At 39.8% G+C, this 23,453-nt stretch carries 19 protein-coding genes; 1 reads left to right on the forward strand and 18 read right to left on the reverse strand.

Annotated features, from left to right (window positions below; genetic code table 11):
- The first annotated feature begins 15 nt into the window (after positions 1-15).
- Positions 16-1,443, forward strand: coding sequence for an amidohydrolase family protein (locus V7164_RS03885; RefSeq protein WP_335353433.1), 1,428 nt, complete (start codon positions 16-18; stop codon positions 1,441-1,443).
- A 532-nt stretch (positions 1,444-1,975) separates the two neighbouring features.
- Here the strand turns inward: V7164_RS03885 and V7164_RS03890 are convergent.
- The 18 genes from V7164_RS03890 to V7164_RS03975 all read right to left on the reverse strand — a co-directional run bounded on the left by V7164_RS03890 (position 1,976) and on the right by V7164_RS03975 (position 23,293).
- A complete protein-coding gene (locus tag V7164_RS03890; RefSeq protein ID WP_335353434.1) occupies positions 1,976-4,435 on the reverse strand; it encodes a tetratricopeptide repeat protein in 2,460 nt (819 codons plus the stop codon).
- Positions 4,436-4,522: 87 nt separating this feature from the next.
- The gene (locus V7164_RS03895) at positions 4,523-5,800 is read right to left on the reverse strand and encodes a dynamin family protein (RefSeq protein ID WP_335353435.1); all 1,278 of its coding nucleotides are present in this window, start codon (positions 5,798-5,800) and stop codon (positions 4,523-4,525) included.
- 61 nt (positions 5,801-5,861) lie between these two features.
- Positions 5,862-8,129 carry a dynamin family protein gene (locus tag V7164_RS03900; RefSeq protein ID WP_335353436.1) on the reverse strand — a complete coding sequence of 756 codons (2,268 nt, stop codon included), beginning with the start codon at positions 8,127-8,129 and terminating at the stop codon, positions 5,862-5,864.
- A 15-nt stretch (positions 8,130-8,144) separates the two neighbouring features.
- Positions 8,145-9,830 carry a dynamin family protein gene (locus V7164_RS03905; RefSeq protein WP_335353437.1) on the reverse strand — a complete coding sequence of 562 codons (1,686 nt, stop codon included), beginning with the start codon at positions 9,828-9,830 and terminating at the stop codon, positions 8,145-8,147.
- Positions 9,831-9,857: 27 nt separating this feature from the next.
- The gene (locus V7164_RS03910; RefSeq protein ID WP_335353438.1) at positions 9,858-10,265 is read right to left on the reverse strand and encodes an SMI1/KNR4 family protein; all 408 of its coding nucleotides are present in this window, start codon (positions 10,263-10,265) and stop codon (positions 9,858-9,860) included.
- Positions 10,266-10,277: 12 nt separating this feature from the next.
- Entirely contained in the window at positions 10,278-11,231 is a 954-nt protein-coding gene (locus tag V7164_RS03915) for an HNH endonuclease (protein WP_335353439.1), read from the reverse strand.
- A 272-nt stretch (positions 11,232-11,503) separates the two neighbouring features.
- Positions 11,504-11,941: a hypothetical protein gene (locus V7164_RS03920; RefSeq protein ID WP_335353440.1), complete on the reverse strand. Its 438-nt coding sequence runs from the start codon at positions 11,939-11,941 to the stop codon at positions 11,504-11,506.
- A gap of 47 nt (positions 11,942-11,988) precedes the next feature.
- Entirely contained in the window at positions 11,989-12,681 is a 693-nt protein-coding gene (locus V7164_RS03925) for an SDR family oxidoreductase (RefSeq protein ID WP_335353441.1), read from the reverse strand.
- Positions 12,682-12,698: 17 nt separating this feature from the next.
- Positions 12,699-13,928: a M20 family metallopeptidase gene (locus tag V7164_RS03930; protein WP_335353442.1), complete on the reverse strand. Its 1,230-nt coding sequence runs from the start codon at positions 13,926-13,928 to the stop codon at positions 12,699-12,701.
- A gap of 5 nt (positions 13,929-13,933) precedes the next feature.
- On the reverse strand, positions 13,934-14,839 hold the full coding sequence (locus V7164_RS03935) for a carbohydrate kinase family protein (RefSeq protein WP_335353443.1): 906 nt from the start codon (positions 14,837-14,839) through the stop codon (positions 13,934-13,936).
- 17 nt (positions 14,840-14,856) lie between these two features.
- Positions 14,857-15,696 carry a BtpA/SgcQ family protein gene (locus V7164_RS03940; RefSeq protein ID WP_335353444.1) on the reverse strand — a complete coding sequence of 280 codons (840 nt, stop codon included), beginning with the start codon at positions 15,694-15,696 and terminating at the stop codon, positions 14,857-14,859.
- Between the two features lie 9 nt (positions 15,697-15,705).
- Positions 15,706-16,710: an ABC transporter permease gene (locus V7164_RS03945; protein WP_335353445.1), complete on the reverse strand. Its 1,005-nt coding sequence runs from the start codon at positions 16,708-16,710 to the stop codon at positions 15,706-15,708.
- Positions 16,703-18,205 carry a sugar ABC transporter ATP-binding protein gene (locus V7164_RS03950; RefSeq protein WP_335353446.1) on the reverse strand — a complete coding sequence of 501 codons (1,503 nt, stop codon included), beginning with the start codon at positions 18,203-18,205 and terminating at the stop codon, positions 16,703-16,705. Before V7164_RS03950 ends, V7164_RS03945 begins: the two co-directional genes overlap by 8 nt.
- Before the next feature lie 53 nt (positions 18,206-18,258).
- Positions 18,259-19,203: a substrate-binding domain-containing protein gene (locus tag V7164_RS03955; RefSeq protein WP_335344078.1), complete on the reverse strand. Its 945-nt coding sequence runs from the start codon at positions 19,201-19,203 to the stop codon at positions 18,259-18,261.
- Between the two features lie 33 nt (positions 19,204-19,236).
- Positions 19,237-20,517, reverse strand: a complete 1,281-nt coding sequence (locus V7164_RS03960) for a M20 family metallopeptidase (RefSeq protein WP_335353447.1) — start codon at positions 20,515-20,517, stop codon at positions 19,237-19,239.
- Positions 20,518-20,539: 22 nt separating this feature from the next.
- Positions 20,540-21,274 carry a glutamine amidotransferase gene (locus tag V7164_RS03965; protein WP_335353448.1) on the reverse strand — a complete coding sequence of 245 codons (735 nt, stop codon included), beginning with the start codon at positions 21,272-21,274 and terminating at the stop codon, positions 20,540-20,542.
- Between the two features lie 92 nt (positions 21,275-21,366).
- A complete protein-coding gene (rbsK, locus tag V7164_RS03970; RefSeq protein ID WP_335353449.1) occupies positions 21,367-22,284 on the reverse strand; it encodes a ribokinase in 918 nt (305 codons plus the stop codon).
- Positions 22,274-23,293: a LacI family DNA-binding transcriptional regulator gene (locus V7164_RS03975; protein WP_335353450.1), complete on the reverse strand. Its 1,020-nt coding sequence runs from the start codon at positions 23,291-23,293 to the stop codon at positions 22,274-22,276. The genes rbsK and V7164_RS03975 overlap by 11 nt, the downstream gene beginning before the upstream one ends.
- Positions 23,294-23,453 lie beyond the last annotated feature (160 nt).

The raw sequence follows: 23,453 nt of genomic DNA on the forward strand, positions 1-23,453 counted from the left end.
AAGGAGAGGAATAGATTGAAAGTTGATCTGATTATACAAAATGCACATATACTCACAATGGAAGGAAAAGGTGTAGGGTTTATAGAAAACGGTTCCATTGCCATTAAAGGAAACCTTATTGAAGAGGTTGGGAGTACCGATGAAATAAAAAGAAACTATAAAGCTGATAGAATTATAGATGCAACAAACAAATTAGTAACACCTGGTTTTATTGATGCCCATATCCATACAGGAATTGCTATTTTCCGAGGAGTCGCTCAGGATATGTCAAACTGGATGCAAAAGGGACTTTGGCCGTTTCAAAAGCATTTGCAACCAGAAGAAAGCGTTAAAGGATCAATGGTCAATATTATTGAAGGAATTAAATCTGGAACAACAACCTTTTGTGATTACGATGGAAGAATGGACCTAATTGTTGAGAATTACAAAAAGATTGGTGCAAGGGCCCGCCTTGCTGAACTCGTAAATGAAATTCCGGATAACGTGGGTGATTTACCTGTTGGGGAACTATATCCTTTCAATCCATCTATCGGAAATACAAAGCTGAAAAGAAACCTTGAATTATTTGAAAAACATCATGGGACTGAAAATGGAAGAATTACAGCCATTTTAGGTCCGCATGGTCCTGATATGATGAGTTTGGAGCTACTTAATGAGATCAAAGAGTATGGAGATAAATTCGATACTAAACTTCACATGCATGTTGCTCAAGGTGATAGAGAAATTGATCAGATGATTAAACGTTACGGCAAAAGATCGATTGATTTCCTTGAAGAACATGGGTTTTTAAATGATAGATTAATTGCTGTACATTTAACCGAAGCCACAAATGAAGAAACTGAAAAAGTTGCTAAAAGCGGTGCCGGCATGGTTTATTGCTCCGGCAGTATCGGGATTATTGATGGTCTAGTCCCTCCTGTTTACCACTTCCTACAGTCAGGCGGTGTAGCTTGCTTAGGTTCCGACCAAGCTCCAGGCAATAACTGCAACAACATGATAAATGAAATGAAATTTGCAGCAATCTTAAACAAAGTAAAATTAGCTGATCCAAGAGTATTTAATGCCACCATGGCCTTAAGAATGGCAACCATCGAAGCAGCAAAAGTAATGGGAATTGATCATGAAGTCGGATCGATCCGAAAAGGAAAAAAAGCGGACCTGGTCATAATTAATTTACAAGACCCATCCTTCTTCCCAGTCTACACAAAGCCGATTCGAAATATCGTTCCAAACCTAGTCTACTCTGCACGAGGACACGAAGTAGAAACTTCCATTATTGATGGCCAAGTAATTATGGAAAATCGAAAAATCCTCACCATTGATGAAACATCTGCTATTACTGAGGCACAACAAGCTGCTGAACAAATCGCCATTAGAGCTGAAAAAGATATTTTACAAGCAGAAAGTGATATTTTAACGATGGTGAATGATGGATTGTTGTAATAATTTAAGGGGCTACCAATAAGTCGAGTTTTCGGCTATTAGATACCCCTTTTTATGTTAAAAAATGCCGGTATATCAACATTCTCGACTTCAATTTTTAATGAATTTGCTCTTTTTCATAAACAGCGCTGTACTTAACATGTATAAGCCTCTCAAGCCTCAAATAATAAAAAGTATTACAATTTGACGAAGGGCTTGAAAGATTCATCAGCCAGATTTGGTAGTTTGTCAGCCAATTCCAAAAGGGTGGCCATCCGTTGAGTAAGTTATTAACCAAATTCACAGCTTGGTATCCACCAAATACGAACCCTACGGTTACTCGGAATAATTAAGAAGCATAAAATTTAAATAAGATATTAAAAGCATGAGTTCAAATTAAATTCTGACCCATGCTTTTTATGTTGTTACTCTATTAGTTACTCTGGTTTCAAAAGCATCATTTATCAAATTAAGGTAGAAGTTTTCTAAAAAAGGGGATTCCCTCGGCAGTCTCTATCTCCCCTCATCCGCAAGTCTAGTCAGCCAATTGCAGTTATCCATAGTTATTATTCAGTTCAACGACCATTTCAATATAAGTTTGTTTGGCAGCTTGGTAATCTTTCAATAAAAGATAGCTGTAACCTTTTTGCATGTATTTATTCCAAATATAATGATAGATTTCCAATTGATTAGGCTCGCTGTTAATACGGTCAACGATGGCGGGCGCTATTTTATAGTATTCTTTTATTATGGACGGGCCTTCTGCTTGGGTAATGAGCCAATCATCACGGAATGCCTTGAAAGCTAGGATTTCCTCGCAGTTATCCTCTTTTCCAAGTGCTTTGCATGTCGCTGTTGTTAAGAAACAGGAGGAACTGCTTTTATAGGAGCTGGATGAACTGGATCTTGTATAGCTCGTGCTGCTGCTGTAGGCTTTGGTTGAAGACTTTTCCTTTGCTTTCTTTTCTTCATCCAATCTGGTTGAGATCTTAATATATTTTGTATGGCTTTTTTGGTTGCCCAGATCTTTACCTTTTCGATAATACTCAAGCGCTTTATTGATGTCCTTAATTCTTCCATACCCTTGTTCATACATGTTTCCAATCCGGTAAAAAGATTCACCCGTTTTGGCGGCCATTAGTTTTTCGTAGGCATTTTGATAATCTTTCTTTTCATAGTAACAGATTCCCAAGGTTTCCATAATACGCCCGTTAGTTATACCATGGTCTAGTAACGTGTGCATGGACTCAATCGCCATTTCAAAATTTCTCATTTGAAAGTACAATTGAGCCAAGCGCAAAAGGGCTTTTTTATGGATAAACATACTCGCAAAAGTCAGATGAATAATGGCCTTGGACGTATTATTTAGAGTTAAATACTTTTCACCAAGTAAATAGTTGGCCTCGCTGTTCAACAAATTGCCAAGGTAGATAAGATTGGGCATGCTCAGATTATTTTGTGATTGATACAGTCCCAACAAGTGATTTCCAGCCTGCTCGTTTCCTGCTTCCAATGACTTTTTATAATAATCTATTGCAGACTGAGCATTTTTCTTTATCTCATAGTACTTGCCTAAAAGGAATTGGATATCGGGATCCTCCGTATCTTTTACCTTTAAGCTGAGGTTAATCGCCTGCTGGATACTGAGGCCTAATTGATCCCTGTATCTGATCTTGGCTTCTACAGCCTCCCGATCATTTACCGGCAATGCATGTACGGCGTGCAATGATTCCTTCAATAATGGCTGTTCATTTCGCTCATGGTGCTTCAATAAAAGGAGATGGCCTTTATTAAAGCCTTGTTCCAGTAAATGCTGGGCAACTTCCAGGGCCTCCGAATACCTTTCTAATTCTATCAAAGCAGAACCCTTTTCGTATAAAGTCTGAAGAGCGCCTCTTGAAACGGCTAATGCTCTATCTATAGGCGCCCCTTTAAAGATGGCCTCACAATCCCTTACCATTTCCTGCTCCATCTCGTCAAGAACACCAAACATTTTTTTCGATAGCTTGGCAAGGGCCTCTACGGTCTTGGTATCACGGATAATTTCCTCTTGGATTTTGTTTCTCATATGAATTAAACGATCTTTGTTATCATGATTGAGCAAAAGAAGCGTCTTATTAACTTTTTCAATCCTATGATAATTATTTTGCCTTTGCCGGTGGATAAAAGCGCTCGCCTTCAAAAAAACAGCTTCAAACTCAGTTTGATAGGCAAAGTTATATGTCGGTTTATTAATAGTTTTTAAGTGATTCTTGAGCTGGCCAGGATTCATGATTTTATAATTCAATTTGGTTCGTTTTAAGAAATCCATTAATTCCTGTTTTCTATCTTCAACTACAACTAGTACATCTTGGACATATTGACGGTTTTCCAGCTCCCTTAGCAGCTGCTCCCATTTGCTAGAATAACCAATGCATACAATCAAATAATCAGTGCTGTTGATCAGCCTTTGATTCTTTTTATTCGGGAATAAATCAATCCATGCCAGATGTTCGAAGGGTAAGCCCGCCTTCACCGAAAAGCCTTCCAATACGTTCCGAAGATTTAATTGGTATTCTTTAATTAAAACCTCGTCAAGCAGTTTTAATTCGTGATTAGCAAGCTTTTCCTTCCGGCCAAAAACATTGTTGGCTTCTACACAAAGGCCTTCTGAAGTTGAGCTTTGGATAATAGGAAATTTCTTGGTTTGCAGCACAAACTTGAAATCAGAATCTGGAAAGACTGTATGATAGAAAGAATTTCTTATTTTGACAGAATCAAATAAGAGCCCGGCCGTCATTTTCCCTTGCAATGCTGGGTATTGCAGCCTGACTGCGGTACGTTCAACTAGTGAACTGACTTTCTTTATCAATCCAGGTTTATTCGGATAATGAGCCTTCTTTAAAATGGATGTCAGTTCCCCTTCAGTGTATTCCTTAAGCCTTTTCAGCAAACTGCTATACTTTGTTTCATCAAAATCCGCGGAAAGAAGCCTGGCAAGCAGGTTCATTTCCATATTCTTTACGGACTCCATTACGTCCCTCCTCGTACTTCAGGGGGATGCCCCATTTTTTCCCCTGTATCCCATCAGAGGTCTTGCCCTCAATCCTATCTCTCCAAGCTAGACCCCAACAATGGCATCAAATGTGCTCAGAAATTTTTTCTTCATCTTCATGAAATCTTTTGAAAGCTGGTTGTGCTTAATCACTTCATGGTTGATTGATGAGTAGAGGACGGCTAATTCGTATATTTGTTCTATTTGCTGCGCCTCGCAGATAAGCTGAGTTACTTCTTCTTTTTGCTTGAGAAGCTCTACCGATGATTGGCGAAGACCTTCCTGATAAACTTTTAATGAACCCTCCAGCTCCTTGGCCAGTTCACTATCGTCCTTCACAGGCTTATTGGCGCGTTCAAGAAACTTCATAATATAGTTGCCGGTATATTCTTTCTTTTCAAGGGATGAATAGGCGGTTACTGCATAAAAGGGGATTCCTTTTTCGCTTAGAGCCTTTCTGGCAGCAAGGACGATCTCCTTTACGTGGCTTTCTGGCTTTTGGTCCGCTTTATTAAAGATAAATAGAATGGGTTTGGAAATTCCAAGTGACGAAATAAAATGTAAATCCTCATTTTTGACCGTTCCATTCTCTATATCCACCAGCCAGATCAATAAGTCGGCTGTCTTTAAATGATGCCTGGCAATCTCTTCATCCTTGTTTCCTTCTGCCTTATTCGTATCTGATTTTGTGTAGCCCGGGGTATCCAGAATGACAGAATTCTCCCATTCAAAGGCTGGGAGCTGCGCCACAATATTTTTCAAAATTTGGGCAAACCCAAGGTTGTATTTGTTATAAAACGCATGGGTTATAGCATGCATGGCATCCTCATCGATCTCAACCTCATCATTTACGAAGGTAAAGGCACTGATTTTCCGTTCCCCTTTCACAATATAAGTGGGAATGGATGTAGCTGGGGTTTGATCTTCCGGAAGCAGGCTATAATCAACCAAAGAATTGATGAATTTAGACTTTCCGGCATTAAACCCTCCCCCGATGCCAATGATATTTTTTCCGGAGAGGATTCGGATGTTCTGAATTTCAAAAATCTTATTCTTCAATTTTATGATTTTTTGGTAAGCGTCCATATCCTCGGCCACCGAGATCGAATTAGAGAATCGTGACAAATCTATGTTGATTAACCGTTCAAAACTCTTTAAGCTTGCCCTGATTTCACGATTCTTCTCCTCTTCTTTTAAAATCTCGAAAATGATGCTAATCGCTTTATCTTTATCTCTTAAATATTCATTCTGTTCTTCTATTTTATGAACTACTGTTTCAAGCTGTTCAGCCTGGGCAAAGATATTCAATTCTTCTTTATCTTCAACTTGGTCCCATATATCCATCCACATTACCTCTTATAGAATTTCCGCCGGCAGGAATTGAACCACCGGGGAAAAAGATTAATTATTCAACACCTGCGGCAGCCTCTGCGTTTGCAGTGAAATCAATTTTTAATACAGCAAGTTCCTGTTCCACATCAGCAAGCAGCTCTTTGTATGCCTGAATATACATTTCACGGGATTCCAGCTGCTGCTGCAGCTCAACAAGGGTATCCCCAATGCTTTTGGCAATTTTTCCGGTAAATTCCTGCCCCTCTTTTGTGAGAACTCCCTTAATGGCCAGCTTTTCCTGTTCCAGCAACGCCTGGATATCTTTAATCACAGCCCCCATGACTTCTTCCTGCTTTTTCACAAGCTTGTGAATTTGATCATTTTGGACGACACTGGCGGCAAATGTATCCGAAATCATTTTTTCATACTTCGTATAATCGAGCTTAATTTGCGGAATCGTAAGGCTCCTCATTAAAATCTCGATTGGATTCAGGATTTCATTTTCATTAAACTTGCTGTCCTTCAGGTCAAACAAGCCTAGAATTGCCTTTTTCAAATCATTTCTCAACGCCCTGCTGTCAACAATTTCATTGAACGAATCAATGACACCCCTTTGAATCGAAACAATATAATTTCGAACATTATCAATGACCTGGTTGACGTTCGCATAATGATACGTCACATTTGAATAGACATCTTTTTTCCATAGCCACCAGCCAGAGGAATGCGAATATTCCTGCTTCCTTTCATAGGAAACATCTACTTTATTGTAGCTGTTCTGGGCTTCCGCGAGTTCCTGCTGCAAATGGAGAATCTTTTTCTCAATCTCAATCTTTTCATTTTCAAAAATATATTGGACATTACTTTTTGACCCATTCAGCTTGCTCATTAACTCATCAAATTTTTCCTGAAGCTGCTTTTTATCGAAATTTGACAGGTTATCCAGCCTGGATGCCGCTTCAGCATGAATGGATTCAATCAGTTGCCTGAATTTATTTGACTGGCCGGTAATCGTATCCATCAGCTTATGCTTCAAGATTTCATCCTTCTGCGACACGATTGTCTTGAACTCTTTTTTCTTGATTCGCTCTATATTGGCAAGCTGCGAGAATAGTTCAGGCGTAAACTCCCTATTCGGGAAGGTCACTTTAAGACGATGCAGAATATGGCTTTCCAGCTCATTTAAGTCCTTGCCCTTTTTTTGCGCAATGCTGTAAGCAAGGGAAGAAATAAATTGAGGAGGCAAATACTCCTGCAATGACCGAAGTGTTATATTACCTGGATTTTTTTTCAATTCTTCATTGATGACCTGATTAGCATAATTCGTCAGCTTTCCCTGAAGCATTCTCAATGCCTGTACTAAGTCGCCCCCTGGCTCAAGGTTCAGCAGGGCTGCATCAAATTTGCTGCCAATGATAATCCCTTTGCGAATTCCTTCTGTAGGCAACGTATTAACGAGGAATTCCACATCCTGATTTTTCATGAACTGGCCGGCATAACTTAATAGAAAAATGGCGTCACATTGGGCAAGATATTTCCTCGTAACCAACCCCCTTGATACGATCGGATCATTCGTTCCGGGAGTATCAATGACTTCCAGGTCCTTCAAACCCGGAAGGTTTAAATAAATATTTGTACTTTTGACAATGGGTGTCAGGACCCCTTCCGCACCGACAAAATAGCCAAGCTTGTCGGTTAGGTCACCAATCGTTTCAACACCTTTGATCGTTTGGGCAGAATCAAGATATTCCTCAAGCTTAATGTCATTTTCCACAACAAGATTCGTTAATTCCTTGCAGCCCTTTTTCTCCTCAGAAACCCGCTCATTTACATATAGCCTGATTTCTTCCTCAGATATTCGAGCCTTTGCTGATTTGTCTCCTTTTGAAAAGCTTAAGGAAGAAAACGGATTTTCAGATTGCTCTCTTTTTCGAGAAATCAGCTCTTCCTTCAGCTTCTGATATTCCAAATCATATTGATGGGATAATTCCTCGATCATTTCCCAATCTTTTCTACTGTAAAAAAAGACCTCTGCTTTTAGCTCAGCAGCATATGAAATCTTAGTCAAAGCAGCTGTCATGGGGGTGGGTGCCTCAGGCAGTATCTTTTTCCCCTCAAAAAGCAGAGCATTCAAAAATGAAGATTTACCTGCCTTTACCTCCCCAACAATCCCGATTTTTAATATTTTTTCATTTTGAACAATGCCTTCCATTTTATCCTTAAAGTGAGAAACAAACAGCTGTAACTCGGTTTGCAAGCCATCTGAAATCAAATCATTTTGCTGTGTATATTTCCCACTGATATTTTTGAACATATTGATGGTTTCTTCATGCAGCTGCATCGTGTACTGTCCTCCCTATTGGATGTTTTCTCTAAGCTTTTCAAGCCTCGCAATATCTGCTTTTAAAAAGTCGATATAGGCTGCGAATTCGTTTTCCTTTTTCTCTTTCATATCAATGGACAATTTTAGAGCTTCAGCGAGATTTTGCATTTCAGCCTCGACTTCCTTCTTAAGCTCCTGAAGGAAGTTCTCCTTAACGCTCTCTAGATTTCCATCAATATTAGCGCCTATTTTATCAATAATATTAGGAATAACATTTGCTTCAAGCTGCTCTTTGATCTTTTCTAGCTGACGCTCTTCACTGCCAATACCAAAGACTTTTAATATATCTGGCAAGAAGAAGATGATGAGCTCCAGCCAAGGGGCGACAACACCTGTCACAATGGCCAGACTTCCCACTGACACTTTATAGAGCTTTTCGTATTTTTTCAGGAAACCCTCAAGATCTTCCCTTTCAGCAAGCTTTTCAAGGCCATCCTGTACTCTGGCAATGGTTCCTTCCAAAGCCTTGCCTGCTTTCGTTACACCTTGAGCAACCTGTGAAACATCTACTAGCTCCCCTGACATTTTAGCCACCAGCTCCGAAAAGGTAAGTTCAAGCTGCTTGTTAGTCGACATCACCAGCACCGGCCTTATCAACTCATTCACCTTTTGGTTGAAGCTTTCACTGCCCGCCTTTGCACTCAATGCCAAGGAAGATGATTCGTTATATAAAACAGCTTGTACGTCTCGCAGAATATTGCTTTTTACTTCATTGCGAATTTTATGCTGAATTCGGACTTCTTCCTGCTTTAATTTTTCATCGAGACCCTTCATCTTTTTCTCAATATCACGAATACGCTTTTTAATTTCATCGGCATCTGAATCTGAATTTCGAAGAAGAACTTCCAAATTCATTTTTACACGCGATAGAAGCTGGACAAGCTCCACTTGAAACTTCTTCTTAAAAATGGCTTCCTTATCAAAGCTGTGAACCGCTTTTACAAACCCATCATTTCCGCCTTCCATCCTGGCAGAAGCTGTCTCCACGATCACCCCGTCAGAAATAGAGGCAATCACATTCTTGATGCCGCCCACAATTTCACTAATTTCATTCATGGGTTTTTGGTCGATTTTATTCACTATGACCGCGTAGTTCAGTTGATAAAGATCCAGTTCGTATAAAAAATTCAAGACACTGGATTTAACAGAACCGTCTTCACAATCTACCACGATAATAAAAACGACTCCTTCTTTCAAATATTGAAAGATTGCTTTATTGTGCTCAGCTATTCCGGAGTCGAAGCCCGGCATATCAACAAGCACCATATCTCCAAGCTGGTGAATCTGCTTATTCTCCATATAAACTTCTATGTATTTATAAGTATTGGCATCAATCTGCCGGATTTGCTCCAGCGGAAAGGTTTGTGTTTCGCCGTCTAATTTATGGGCCACTACCTTGTTATCCCCATACTTAATTTCTGCCGCAATGGCTGTTTCCGGAGTAATTTCTACCGGAAGGACATTTTCATGTAAAAAAGCATTAATCAGAGAGCTTTTTCCTGCATTAAAGCCACCAATCACGGGGATTTTCACGATAAAACTGTTGATCTCTTTTTCTGTTTTTTCTATCGCTAAAAATAAATCATGAGATATGTGATGCTTATCTCTGACTTCCTTTAATTCTGTGAGTATGTGTAAATAGGATGATTTCAATTCCATGGTACCCTTTTCTCCTTCTATGACAGATTAGTATAATGAAGATATAAATTGGTCAAAAGTATTGGAGACCAATTCAAATGCATCTATTTCATGGTGTAACAAGACAACATTTGGGTCCGCTGAGTTTCGGTAGTCTAGACAAAGATAATCTCCTGAAGGAAGATTGGCAAAAGGAATGACATCGTCTGGAAGACCGAGCCACTCCTTTACATTGAAAAGATTTACCTTGTAATCACTGGATATTGGCAGAAACGATTTTAATGTACGCTCTTTTCCGATTATAGGTTTGAACATTTTTTTATCCGGTCTGCCTCCGTGATATTTGCAGAGAATCTTTTTATATGTTATCGGGAGCTGGATATGAAAAGTGGTTTCAATTTTTGTAATGTCTTCTACCTTTAATGGTGTTTTGATATATTTCCAGTTTAGTAGCATCCTTAAGCCCCTTTATCGGTATTCTGTTCCTCCGCCCCAAATAAAGCGTCCGCCGGTATGCCCTGTCATGGCATGAACTTCTTCCTCAACTAGCTCTAGCCTCCCAGGTTCCTGATGATGATGCCATACATATCCATCCGGTGTTTCGCCCGCCTGGATCTGTTCTAGCTGTTCAGAATTGAAAGGATTCCCAAGTTCTGGGCTCAAAGCGATTTTGCTGGCCAGCACCTGGTTAGCAGCCTCAAATTGAACATAGTCACTTTCAAAGTATATGGATTCAGGAATCACTACGGCTGCTTGTTCCTGAAAGTCGGGATAGACGCCGGACACAAAGTCTCCATTCGGCAACTCAACGGTTTCCGCTGAAAAATAAACTCCTGATACCTCATGGAAGTCCCCCTCTAAACTGGAGTTGACCGTTTCAATAAAGTATTCATTTTCTCCGCCTGGAGGTGTATGGAGATAGGATTCTTCATTACCCTGAAAAACTCCAATATTTTCGATCTGGTTTTCCTGCCTAAATGGAGATTCATCCTTAACCTCATCTGCCTGAACAGAATTAGGACTATCCGCTAACTCAAACACCGTAATAGCAACACCGCCAATGATTACCTTCTTGGCCAGTTCTCTTCCGCCTTTCAGCATTCTCTGACGATCCCCATCAACCAAGCCAAGATAAAAATCCTTGGAATTTACAGCAGTTTGGACGACAGCCTTTTCTATTCTATTAGCGGTATACTCCATCACATGGGATAAACCCTTAACTCCAGACCGGCGCAAACTCTCATTGTTAGTGGCCATTCCAGCGACTGTTTTGGAAACACCTGCCGCTAGATCCCCTACTGTACGAACTGTCGCGACCGTAGCTTGTTTGGCCCCTTCGCCAATCTCGCCAAAAAAATCACTGCATTCGAGATTTACGGCTGTTCGTCCAATAAACCGACGGGCATCGTACAAGAAACTCATTCCATTCCCTCCTATATTTACCTATTGATATCGTAATACATAGGATAAAAGAATGAAACAAAAAGTTTAGAATAATACTATAGTCCTTATTGTTAATTAGAATTCGTTCACTGACTATAGTATAAGTTGAAAAAAAGAGGTAACTCCCTTCAGTTTAGTGAAGGGAGTTACCTCTTTCTTTAAAACCTGCATAATTTTATTAATCATCTCTATTGCATCTTCTATTTTTATTTTGTATAGGGCGATGCTGGGTCGGCACTCTAGCCCCTGTTTTATTGCACATCTAAAATATCAACTAATTTCCAGTTTCCAGTCTCATCTTTTTCCAAATAATAGACGTAAGTATTTTTAAGTTCTTCCACTTGATCGATAGTGGCCATTTCATCTTGAATAACGATGGCTGTTCCGTCAATAAAATATTGAACCTCAAGCACTGTCGTTTCGTATTTTACATCAAAATCTTTAAAAGTTGGTTCTAGTTCTTCTTTAAGATTTGCATAGTCAGGGAATTGTTCGCTGTATAAGCTCATCATCCCCTCTACATCTTCAGCATTTGCATATTCATCTGCCTTTTTGAAGAACTCAATCATTTCCTTTTCTTGTGCAAGGAAGCTCGCACCTTTTCTAATGCTTTCTTGGTAAGCTGCGTATAATTCACCTATGATTCCTTCATCCTCAATCACGTCAATCAGGTCGAAGAAGCCAGCCACTTACCTTAGTATGAAATAATAAAACCCACTCCACACTAAACAGCCCACTAAATTTTATTTTTAATAACAACTTCCGTTACAATCAGATTTTTTCGAAGCTTAGCGTTATCAATGATGATATCCGCTATATCGTCTGGATCCATGAAGTCCTTTATTTTCTCTTCTGTGAAAATGCCGTCCCAGAATGGTGATTTCATTCCGCCCATATAGGCACCGAACACCCGAATGCCAGTGTCATTTAGTTCAAGGTTAAGGCTTTCTGTGAATCCCCGTACACCGAATTTACTCGCACAATAGACGGACTCGGTGACTTTTCCTTCAATTCCAGCCGTTGACACGACATTTACAATGATGCCTTGGTTACGTTCTTTCATACTTGGCAGGACTGCTTGTGTGCAGAAAATCGTTCCCTTTAAATTTATATCAATCATGCCATGCACATGTTCTTCTGATATATTTTCTGCCAAATCAAATACACCGAGGCCAGCATTATTGATTAATAAATCAACGGGGCCCACTTCTTCCTTAATGGACCGCATTACCTTTTCTACCGCACTTTTGGACGTCACGTCCAGCTCGTAAATAGAGTAGCTGTTAGTTAATTGTTTAGCGGTTTCTTCAAGTTTGGAAGTTCTTCTTCCTATTAAACATACATGGCAGCCCATATTAGAATATTTTATAGCCAGAGAAGCACCTAGTCCGCTGCCGGCACCTGTGATCACAACAACTTTTAGTTCCAAAGCTTATCCTCTCCTTCTTAGTCTCCGTCAGAGTCCAAGGCACTATTTGTACCCTCTTGGACCCCTAGATAATCAATGGCTAGGGCAATGTAATATTGAATGGAGTCGAGATATTTTTGAATTTCAACCCATTCATCAGGCTGGTGGGCTTGTTTAGGTTCTCCCGGTCCATAAATTAATATAGGAACTTCGGGCAGGTGTGCCTTGTAAATAGATCCATCAGTATAATAGTTAACCCCGCCCGGCTTTAGATCTTCCTTACTATTCAAGCTTTGAGCTGTTTTAATCCCTAATTCAATAAAAGGATCGTCTGCAGGAGTATAGACACAGCCCATATCATTCAGTACCTCTATTCCAAACGACACATTCATTTTTTCAGATACCTTTTGTGCCAGCTGTTTGATATTCTCCGTAATTTCTGTATGCGATTGTCCTGGCACAGTTCGAATATCAATGGTGATGGAACATTCGTCTGGAACGACATTCGTCCCAACGCCCCCATTGATCATTCCAATATTCAACGTGGAGCCTCCTAATATTTCATGTTCATCATATTGGAGAATGTAATTATTCAATTCGTTCATAAATTGGTTCATTGCCAATATTGCATTAATTCCTTCCAAAGGCATTGAACCGTGGGCTGTTTTTCCAAACATAGAGATTTTCAACCACAATACACCTTTGTGTGCAATAACGGGTTGATTTGAAGTAGGTTCGCTAATAACAATCGCCGAAGCTTGATCAATTTGACCTTTTTTGACAACAGTTTTAGAACCTAGACAATCTACTTCTTCCCCGACAGTACCTACAAATTGAAGGATACCATTCAATTTAATTCCTGCTTTTTCGATACATTCCATTGCGATGATCATGGCGGCTACACCACTTTTCATATCTGATGAGCCCCGGCCATATATCCGCTCACCGTCCTGTCTTCCTTCAAACACCGGATAGGTCCATTCTACATTCCCGACTGGGACGATATCGAAATGTCCACTGAATATCAGCCTTTTTGAATCGTCAGGTGAAATTTCTGCATTGCTATATGAAACAATTAAATTTTCCCTATCTTTTTCTACTATATCTGCCTGTACCATTAAACCAGTATTTTCAAGCCGCTGACTAATTTTATCCGCAAGTGCCTTTTCCCCGCCTGGAGGATTAATCGTATTGATCTGGATTAATGACTTTAAAAACTGGATAGCATCATCTTTGTCAACATATTTAAATACCTTTTGGATATCCATATTAGCTACACTTCCCTCTCTAGAAAATGCGGCAGACCTTTTCTTGCACCAACTTCAGAAACGGCACTAGCCCCCAGTTGAATCCCCGCCCGTAAGATCTCTTCTTGCGACCAATTTCGAATGATTCCATATAGGGCACCTACAGCAAAGGCATCACCTGCACCAGTTGAATCAACTGGATTAACCTTTATTGATGGCAGGACAAGCTGATGATAGCTGCTTCCTTCAGTGATAAAACTAGACAGTGCACCCTCTTTTCCTAATTTAACAAATATTTTGCCCACTCCTAAAGCGTGGAGCGACTGGATAGATTGATCCAGATCTCGATTCGGAAACATATCATTTAATTCGGAGCGGTTGACGAATAAAATATCTGTTTTTGACAACAATGGCTCCAAAAACGACAACCCTTTCTTTGTCAATAAAGTACTAGGATCAAAAGAAATTTGTAGATCGGGACAAGTTTCTTTCCGTCTAAATAGCGAGGGTGCTAGATGTATAAGAGGACTGCTTATATGCAATAAACTAATATTTCCATAAAATGCCTTTGGGACCAGATCGGCATCATAATGAGAGTTTGCCCCTGGAAAAGTATACATCGTTCTTAATCCCGAATTGTTTACTAGCACCATAACAGTACCTGAGGTCTTTCCTTGTATTCTTTGAATATAGTCAAGTTTGACCTTTTCGAGACTATTTAATAGAAAAGAAGTATAGGATTCTTCACCGACTGCCCCTAAGAAATAAACTTCTTCCCCTAAACGCGAAAGACCGACAGCAACATTTGCTGCCGATCCACCTGGGGCTATTTGTAATTCCTTGCCTTCCATTTCTTGATCAATGTCTGCAAATCCATCAATCAGTCCGATTAAATCCACATTAATAAATCCATGTACCGCAACTTTTACCATGTTAAAGACTCCCTATTCTACCGGAGTGAGTTTACTTGATCCATAAACTGTTTGACTCTTTCGATGTCTACCCTTTCCCACCAGTTTCCGTTTTCCTTAAGGAAACTTCCTACAATCGCGCCATCCGCAATAGATAGAATCTTCTTGGCATTGTCAGTCGTCATTCCACTTCCAATAATAACTGATAAACTAGCAGACTCCTTAATACCAATGAGTTCATCTAGTGAAGTTTCATCCCCAGTTCGGTTTCCAGTAGCAATTAAAATATCAGCATCAAAGAATTCGTTATCCCGTGTTTGTTCTGCCAAGCTGCGGTCAGCAACGATGGAATGACTACCATGCTTTACATGAACATCGGCCATAACCTTTATATCATCACCGAAGAGATTTGACTTATATCTCATGGCTTTTGCTGAGGCCCCTTCAACGATTCCTTCGTTAGCCACGTAAGCATTAACCCATTGATTCGATCTAACCCATTTAGCATCACATGCTTTGGCGATCGCAATAGCTGGGACGACTGCATTAGCTAAGCAGTTTACACCAAGCGGCAGCTTAGATGCTTTACGAATTTCAACCCCTACTGCAGTCATGGCTGCAACCGTTTCAAAACTGAAATCCTCGGGCTTCGGAAAAGGGAGATCCCATGCATTTTCTATTTGTAATCCGTCTACTCCGCCCTCTTCCATACGGCGAACATCCTCAAGAGCAAACTCGATGATTTCATCCATACTTTCGCCTTTGTAATGGGGAGCCCCAGGCAGCGGTTTCAAATGAACCATACCTATAATTGGTTTTCGTACATTAAATAAATTTTCTAATACATGTTTCTTTTCTGGAAAAATACCACCACTCATTAATATCACCTACACACTCGCATTTTTTCTTGCTTTAATGGAATTAAGCCATACTGCTAATAAGATTACGACACCTTTAATCATTAATTGATTATAGGAAGAAACATTTAATAAATTTAATCCATTGTTCAGAATAGAAATAATCGCTACACCCATTAAGGTTCCCGCTATTTTTCCTTCGCCCCCGAACAGGTTAGTCCCGCCTAATACAACAGCAGCGATTGCATCTAATTCAGATCCTGTACCTGCATTTGGTGAACCTGAGGATAAACGAGAAGCAAGAACGATACCAGCGATTGCGGTAACAGCTCCTCCCAAAACATAAACACCCGTCTTCACCCATTTCACATTAATACCGCATAATCTGGCAGCCTCTTCATTGTCACCAATCGAATAAACATTTCTGCCAAAACGAGTATGTGATAACAAAACATGTCCAAGAATGGCTACAATAATCATGATAATAATCGCTGTTGGAATGGGGCCAAGATACCCGCGCCCAATTTCTCGGAATCCCGCATCAGTAATAACAACCGGGGTCCCTGCTGTATATACAAAAGCAATACCGCTTAAAATGGTTGTCATCGCTAAAGTAACAATAAACGGTGGAATATTCTGCCTAGATATAACAGTTCCCATAAAGAGTCCAATTAGCCCGCCTACTAATATAGTAATAAGAATGGCAAGTGGAATCGGTACACCAGAAACAATGAGTCCGCTCACTACTACACCACTTACAGCCAGCTGAGACCCTGCACTTAAATCAATTCCTCCCGTAATAATAATGAAGGTCATTGCTACAGCCATAATACATAATACGGCGGATTGACGCATGACATTAAGCAAATTATCGACTGTCAAAAAGTCAGTTGTAATAATAGACATAATGATGATAAGCAAAGCTAAACCGATAGTCGTACTTCCCTTATCGAAGAGAACATAAAGCTTTTGTTTCCAGCTTGTTTTCTGTGTGTTTTGATCCAAGTTCATGTTTGTTGATGTATTATTAAGCACCTATTCCACCTCCAAAGGCTAATTTTAATATGTTATCTGACGTTATTTGTTCTTTGTTAAGTTCGCCAGCAATTGCCCCTTCTCTCATGACAATTGTGCGATCACTCATGCCAATGATCTCTGATAGCTCAGAAGAAATCATGATAATCCCGACTCCCTGCTTTGCAAGATTACTAATTTGGGCAAAGATTTCTGCCTTTGCACCTACATCAACCCCACGGCATGGTTCGTCTAGTATAAGGATTCTTGGTTCTTGGATCATCCAGCGAGCAATAATCGCCTTCTGCTGATTTCCACCACTTAACGTAGACACTTTCTGTTCTATTGTCCTAGCCTTAATATTTAACTTTTGTTTATAATCTTCTGAAACTGCCTTTTCTGTCTTTTTATTAATAAGGAGGCCCTTTGTAAACTTGCCTAAGTTCGGAAGGGATATATTATCCCTTACAGTTTGCTTTAGAATCAGCCCTGTTTCTTTGCGGTTCTCTGTAACAAACCCTATCCCCATTTTGATGGCATCGCTTGGATTATTAATTTTTGTTAATTGATTGTCGATCAGTATTTCACCCGTATCTATTTTTAACAGGCCGAATAGCGCCTGGGCGATTTCTGTCCTTCCTGAGCCTACCAAACCGGCGACTCCTAGAATTTCACCACTTCGTAATTCAAAGTTAATATCTTTAAGTACTCCTGATTTTGAAAGGTTTTGCACCTTTAATACAGGCTTTCCGATAGGAACTTCCTCTTTATTAAAATAATCATCCATCTTTCGATTAACCATCAATTCAACGAGTTGGTCTACATCCTTGACCTCACTCATTGGCAAGGTTTTAATATGAGTACCATCTCTTAAAACAGTAACAGTATCACAAACTTTGAAAATCTCATCCATTCTATGGGATATATACAAGATGCTTACACCTTTATTTTTGAGTTCGGTTACTAAAGACAGCAGAATTTCTGTTTCTCTTTCAGATAATGATGAAGTAGGTTCATCCATTATCAGTATTTTGGCTTCTTGAGAAATCGCACGAGCAATTTCAATCATCTGTTTTTGTGCAATACTAATTTCTTTTGCCAATTGTTTCGGATTAAGATTAATTTGAAGCGATTTAAAAATTTCCGCTGCCTTATCATTCATGTAATTCCAATTAATAAAACCCATTTTTTTAGTTGGCTGACTGCCGAGAAAGACATTTTCGGCAATCGTTAAGAAATTGGCTACGTTTAATTCTTGGTATATACAATGAATCCCGATTTTCTTTGAAGCCTTAGGATCCATATTGTCAATGATTTCACCTTTATATCGAATTTCCCCACTCGTTTTTGAATAGGCGCCTGTTAGAATCTTCATTAAGGTAGACTTGCCTGCTCCATTCTCTCCAACAAGCGCATGAACACTTCCAGGATAAACAGTCAGAGATACACCTTTAAGTGCTTTCACACCGGAAAATTCCTTAGTAATATTCTCCAGTTCTATGATTGGTGAGTTCACTTACATACTCCCCCCTTGGTTTGGTGAGAAAACAGGGAGAAAATCTCCCTGTTCTACTTTTTGAAATGTTCGTCTACATTTGATTTATCTATTAAAATTACTGGCACACTAATATTTTTATCTAGTTCTTTTCCATTAATAGCCTCAAGAGCAGCTTTAATGGACTCTTCACCAATTTTGAAAGGCTGCTGCTGAATCATAGCTAGAATATAGTCACTGCGAACTCCTTCTGCTGCCTCTTCTGTTACGTCAAAACCAACGATTTTTGTATGCTTGTTGTTCGCTGATTCTAGTGCAGCCAACGCACCTAGCACACTATTTTCTGCAGTAGCGTAAATATAATCAATATCTGGATTAGCTTGAAGAATATTTTCTACAGTTGCCATTGATTTTTGACGATCGTAACCTGGCTGGCTATTTAGAATTTCTACATTTCCCATATCCTTTAATACTTCTTTAAAACCTTCTAATCTTTGTTTTTGAACGAAAGACTGTTCATGTGTAACAACTGCGATCTTTACACCTTTTCCCTTCGCTTCGATCTCTTTCTTTAAATATTCCCCTATTTGTTTACCCGCTTCGAGGTTCTCCGTTCCAATGAAAGTATCTACACTTTCACTTTCTACTACTGCATCTGCGGTAATAATCGGAATTCCCTTTTCCTTCGCCTCTTCAACGACAGGAACAACCCCAGCATTATCTACAGCTAAAACGACTAGAGCGTCTACACCCTTTTGCATATAATCTTCAATAGAAGAAACTTGCTTTGCTAAATCCAGGTTAGGATCATTAACTAACAATTCTACTCCCGCTTCTTCTGCAGCCTTTTTCATTCCATTATCAATATCAATAAAGAATTGGTGGCGAAGCGTAGCTGTTGTAACGCCAATCGTTATTTTTCCATCATCCTTTTTACCAGAGCTTGCTTTTTCCCCTGAGCTACAAGCGGATAAAACTAGTAACATGGACAAACAAATAAGAAACAATGTTTTTTTCATAACTTTTTCCCCTCCAAATAAATTAGTAGTTTTTTAATCTATAGATTCTACACCACACCATGAAATGATGAATTGAACATAAATCTCGATTAGTGATAAAAATTGGGAAATTGGTACAGATTCATTCACACAATGACACTGCTTTGGATCACCACAACCAATAATAATCGTTGGTATGTCAGCAAACCCAGCAAGCAAACGAGCATCGCATCCTGCCGGCATCCCTTCAATCACTGCCTCTTCCTCTAACACTTCCTCTATGACTTTCTTCATTTCGTCAACAAGAGGATGATTAATCGGTGTTTCAAAAGGATAACCCTCCTGATAGACACTCACCTTAGGAGGATGCTTCTCTAACCATTCATCCCCTTTAGCCACTCTTTCTATTGCTTCAATCACTTCTCTGTTCACACGTTCTCTCGTTTGTTCATACGTTTCAGATTGATTAGGCTGATAGTGAAGACATGTTTTTAATGTGCAAGAGCCTGGAACAACAGACCCGGCTATCCCCCCTTTTATTTCTCCTAGATTGATTGTAGGGCCTGGCAATAGCGGGTGCCTCTCTGTCATAAGCCAATGGTGCTCTAGATCCTTTAATCCTTGATAAATCTTGAATGCCTTGTCAATTGCGTTAACGCCTTCCCAAAGCTGACTGGAATGAAGACTGTGGCCCTCTACAACAATCTCATGAAACAGAAAACCCATATGTGCAGGCTGTATATGTAATTGAGTGGGTTCTCCGACTATTGCAGCATCAGCCGTATAACCACGTTCTACACATGCAAGCGTTCCGTTGCCTCCACCTTCCTCATCGACTACTGATTGGATGATTAAGTCACCTTTCAATTGATAGCCCATTTTTTTAATGGTTTGTGCCGCCATAACCATTGCGGCTAAAGATGCTTTCATATCAGTAGATCCAAGTCCATATAGAACATCATCCTGAACCTGTCCTAGAAAGGGGTCATGTGACCATTTTTCTCGGTCTCCATAAGGCATCGTATCAATATGACCATTTAAAATGAGGGATTTACCACCTCCTGCTCCTTTTAGTGTTCCGACAACATTGGGACGATCAGCATTATTATGGCCTAAATTGGCTCCGGGATATTTTTTGATCTTTTCATCTTCCACCAAAAATTCATCAACTTCAAAACCGAGATTCAATAGCTTCCCTTTAATGATTTCCTGCCCGGCCTTCTCATTCCCGCCTAGCAGCCCGTGTCCAATGACCTGGGTATCTGTCTGCACCAATTTTGACAAAAAATCTATATATTCATCTTTATTTTCCCGAACGACTTCCTCCACTGTCATGTCCATCACCAACTTACTGTTTTTATTTTTTGATATGTTCTAAAATCCGGACCCATAGTGGCTGATAGTGCTCCCACTCCATGAATTCCTTTGGTCCCCAATGCGGTGCACAATCACTTGCAAAGCATGCTGTTTTCCCATTGCCATATTCACCCACTACAAGAAGGGGATCCTCTTGAATGTTAACGAGAACCTCTGCTCCATCCTTCGCTTTAAACTGGTTGTATCCTAGGAAGTTTGGCCAATTTGCCATACCCTTTGTAATCGCATGTTCTTTAATCGTTTCAGCCCGTACTCCTTGCGGCATTTCTACACGGTCATCTCTATCAAGCATTTCAACAGGAAGGACATCTGCAAGAACTGTATTCTTATAGTTTGCCTTGCCTTCAATGCCCATGAACGATAGATAACCTCCGATCATCAACAAGCCTCCGCCAAGAGCAACATATTCCTTCAGCAACTCTAATGCATTTGGAATAATCTCCATTTGGTAGAATGTAGAGTTTTGCAGCAGGAATGTGTTCGCTCCAATATCACTAAGAACAATCGCATCATATTGCTGAAGCACTTCTAGTTTCTTTGGGAAGCGTACCTGGACCTCGTGAGCGGGCATATAATCTACTTCTACATTTGCATCTCTTAAACAATTAAGTAAGTATGTAGCACCTTCCTCATATTTAGTTGATTCAAAGGAATCGTACCCCTTTACATGAACCATATGAACCATCCAAGATTCTCCGATAAAAAGTATTTTCATTTGTAACACACTCTCCTTAAATATTTAATTGATTTATAGTTTTATATAGTTGAAATCACTAGTGAATAAAGGGAACGAATTATTGAGGATTACTAACCTTTTTCTTGAAAGCTTAATACCTCAGTTAGGCTCGGCATACCTAATAATGCACCTGATTTCCCAATGGCCAATGCTGCTGTTTTATTGGCAAATTCTATTGAGTCTAAAATGGTTTTGCCTTGGCCAATTGCATAGGCTAACCCAGCATTAAATGCATCGCCTGCACCGGTTGTATCCTTGACCGGCACCTTATAACTCGGTATCCTTTGGAAGCTTTGCCCATCACCCTTATATGCAACCCCTTCTGAACCTAGCGTGGTGATTACATTCCGAACCCCCCTCGATAACAGCGCGTCCATTTTACTTTCTAGAGCATTCCCCACTGCCCAATTACTTGTAAGAATGTCAAGCTCGGTTTCATTTGGTGTAATGATGTCCACACATGCCATAATATCTTCCGGAATATGCTGAGCAGGAGCGGGATTTAAAATAACAGTCTTATTTAAGAGATTTGCTATCTTAACAGTATGACAGACAGTTTCCATAGGAATTTCCATTTGGATCAGAACAATATCTGATTCCATTAAGACATCAATGTTACGATCAATATCCTCCGGCAAACATTTTTCATTTGCACCTTGAATGACAATAATGCTGTTCTCCCCATTAGCTAACAATATAATTGCTGTTCCGGTAGACAAGCCTTCAATTTCCTTAATAGACGAAACCTCTACTCCATTTGAGCTTAGGCATGAAATTAACTCTTTGCCGTACAGATCCTTGCCAACACTCCCAATCATTCGAGCCTCAGCCCCAAGTCTGGAGGCAGCTACCGCCTGATTTGCTCCCTTCCCCCCGGGTAAGTAACTTATTTCTTTTCCCAGGAGCGTCTCCCCTTGTACCGGAATTCTGTCCGTTTGAACAACAAAATCCATATTAATGCTTCCAACTACTGCAATTTTAGATATCATTCTTCTCCTGTACCTTCTTTCTCGTTGAATCTCTAACAATGAGGGAAACCGGTAAATTTATTACCTCGTTCCCTTTTTTAGTATTATTAATTCTGGCAATTAAATTCTCAGCTGCTAGTTTTCCAGCCTCATAGATGGGCTGCGCTACAGTAGTGAGTTCCGGCTGGGTAATTTCTGTTAGGTTTATACCATCAAAGCCGCAAACAGCAATTTGGTCAGGGACTTTGATATTTAAATTGTGTAATTGTTTTAATACTCCAATTGACATTAGATCATTACCTGAGAAAATGCCGTCCACATCCGGATGTAGTTGCAGTAAGTCCTCTGTTGCCTTCTTTCCCCCGTCAATTGTGAAATCCCCGGGTACTAATAAAGTGGGTGTAAACCAAGGCTGCTTTTTCACAACGTCCTCATAACCCGCAAGCCGTTCGCGGGCTGTACTATATTCCAAGGGACCGTATATATGAGCGATCTTTTTGCATCCTACGTCTAGCAGATGCTGTACTGCTTTTATTGCCCCACCATAGTTATCAACCCGTATCACACAATTTGTTTCAATGTCTTGCGCCCGATCCAATACGACCAATGGTATATTGGAGTGTTCCAAATCCTTAATTTCCTTTAACCCTAAATTATTTGAAGCAATAATCATTCCATCTACATATTTTTTTCTGAGGATATCGATATAGGATTTCTCCTTAACACCTGAGTCATCTGAATTGCACAATATCAACGTAAATCCATGCAGCTTCGTCACATCCTCAACCCCTCTTGCTAAAACAGGGAAAAAGGGATTTAAAATATCCGGTACAATTAAAGCGATCGTTTTCGTTTTTTTTGCTGTTAATCCCCTAGCAAGTTGGTTTGGTTCATAATCCAATCTTTTCATTACTTCTTGAACCTTCGCTTCAGTTTCCGCACTAACATATCCATTTTTATTTATAACCCTTGAAACTGTTGCCACAGATACACCCGATAATTTCGCAACATCTCTTATTGTGGTAGTCAAGCTAAGTCACCTCTCTTCATGAAACCGGTACCATATAAAGCAAACATCCCTATAAAATATATGTAACCGTTTACCTATTAAGTAAAAAAAATAATTTATATATTAATTTGATTGTCTATATATGTTTTCCTCAAACATGTAACCGATTACCTAAAGAATA

The sequence above is a fragment of the Bacillus sp. JJ1474 genome (assembly GCF_036965225.1).
Lineage (GTDB): Bacteria > Bacillota > Bacilli > Bacillales > Cytobacillaceae > Cytobacillus.

Coding starts and splice junctions, on each gene's coding strand:
- V7164_RS03890 (WP_335353434.1), bottom strand. CDS start 4,435: ATGGAGTCCGTAAAGAATATGGAAATGAACCTGCTTGCCAGGCTTCTT.
- V7164_RS03895 (WP_335353435.1), bottom strand. CDS start 5,800: ATGGATATATGGGACCAAGTTGAAGATAAAGAAGAATTGAATATCTTT.
- V7164_RS03900 (WP_335353436.1), bottom strand. CDS start 8,129: ATGCAGCTGCATGAAGAAACCATCAATATGTTCAAAAATATCAGTGGG.
- V7164_RS03905 (WP_335353437.1), bottom strand. CDS start 9,830: ATGGAATTGAAATCATCCTATTTACACATACTCACAGAATTAAAGGAA.
- V7164_RS03910 (WP_335353438.1), bottom strand. CDS start 10,265: ATGCTACTAAACTGGAAATATATCAAAACACCATTAAAGGTAGAAGAC.
- V7164_RS03915 (WP_335353439.1), bottom strand. CDS start 11,231: ATGAGTTTCTTGTACGATGCCCGTCGGTTTATTGGACGAACAGCCGTA.
- V7164_RS03930 (WP_335353442.1), bottom strand. CDS start 13,928: ATGGATATCCAAAAGGTATTTAAATATGTTGACAAAGATGATGCTATC.
- V7164_RS03935 (WP_335353443.1), bottom strand. CDS start 14,839: ATGGTAAAAGTTGCGGTACATGGATTTATTAATGTGGATTTAATCGGA.
- V7164_RS03940 (WP_335353444.1), bottom strand. CDS start 15,696: ATGAGTGGTGGTATTTTTCCAGAAAAGAAACATGTATTAGAAAATTTA.
- V7164_RS03955 (WP_335344078.1), bottom strand. CDS start 19,203: ATGAAAAAAACATTGTTTCTTATTTGTTTGTCCATGTTACTAGTTTTA.
- V7164_RS03960 (WP_335353447.1), bottom strand. CDS start 20,517: ATGACAGTGGAGGAAGTCGTTCGGGAAAATAAAGATGAATATATAGAT.
- V7164_RS03965 (WP_335353448.1), bottom strand. CDS start 21,274: ATGAAAATACTTTTTATCGGAGAATCTTGGATGGTTCATATGGTTCAT.
- rbsK (WP_335353449.1), bottom strand. CDS start 22,284: ATGATATCTAAAATTGCAGTAGTTGGAAGCATTAATATGGATTTTGTT.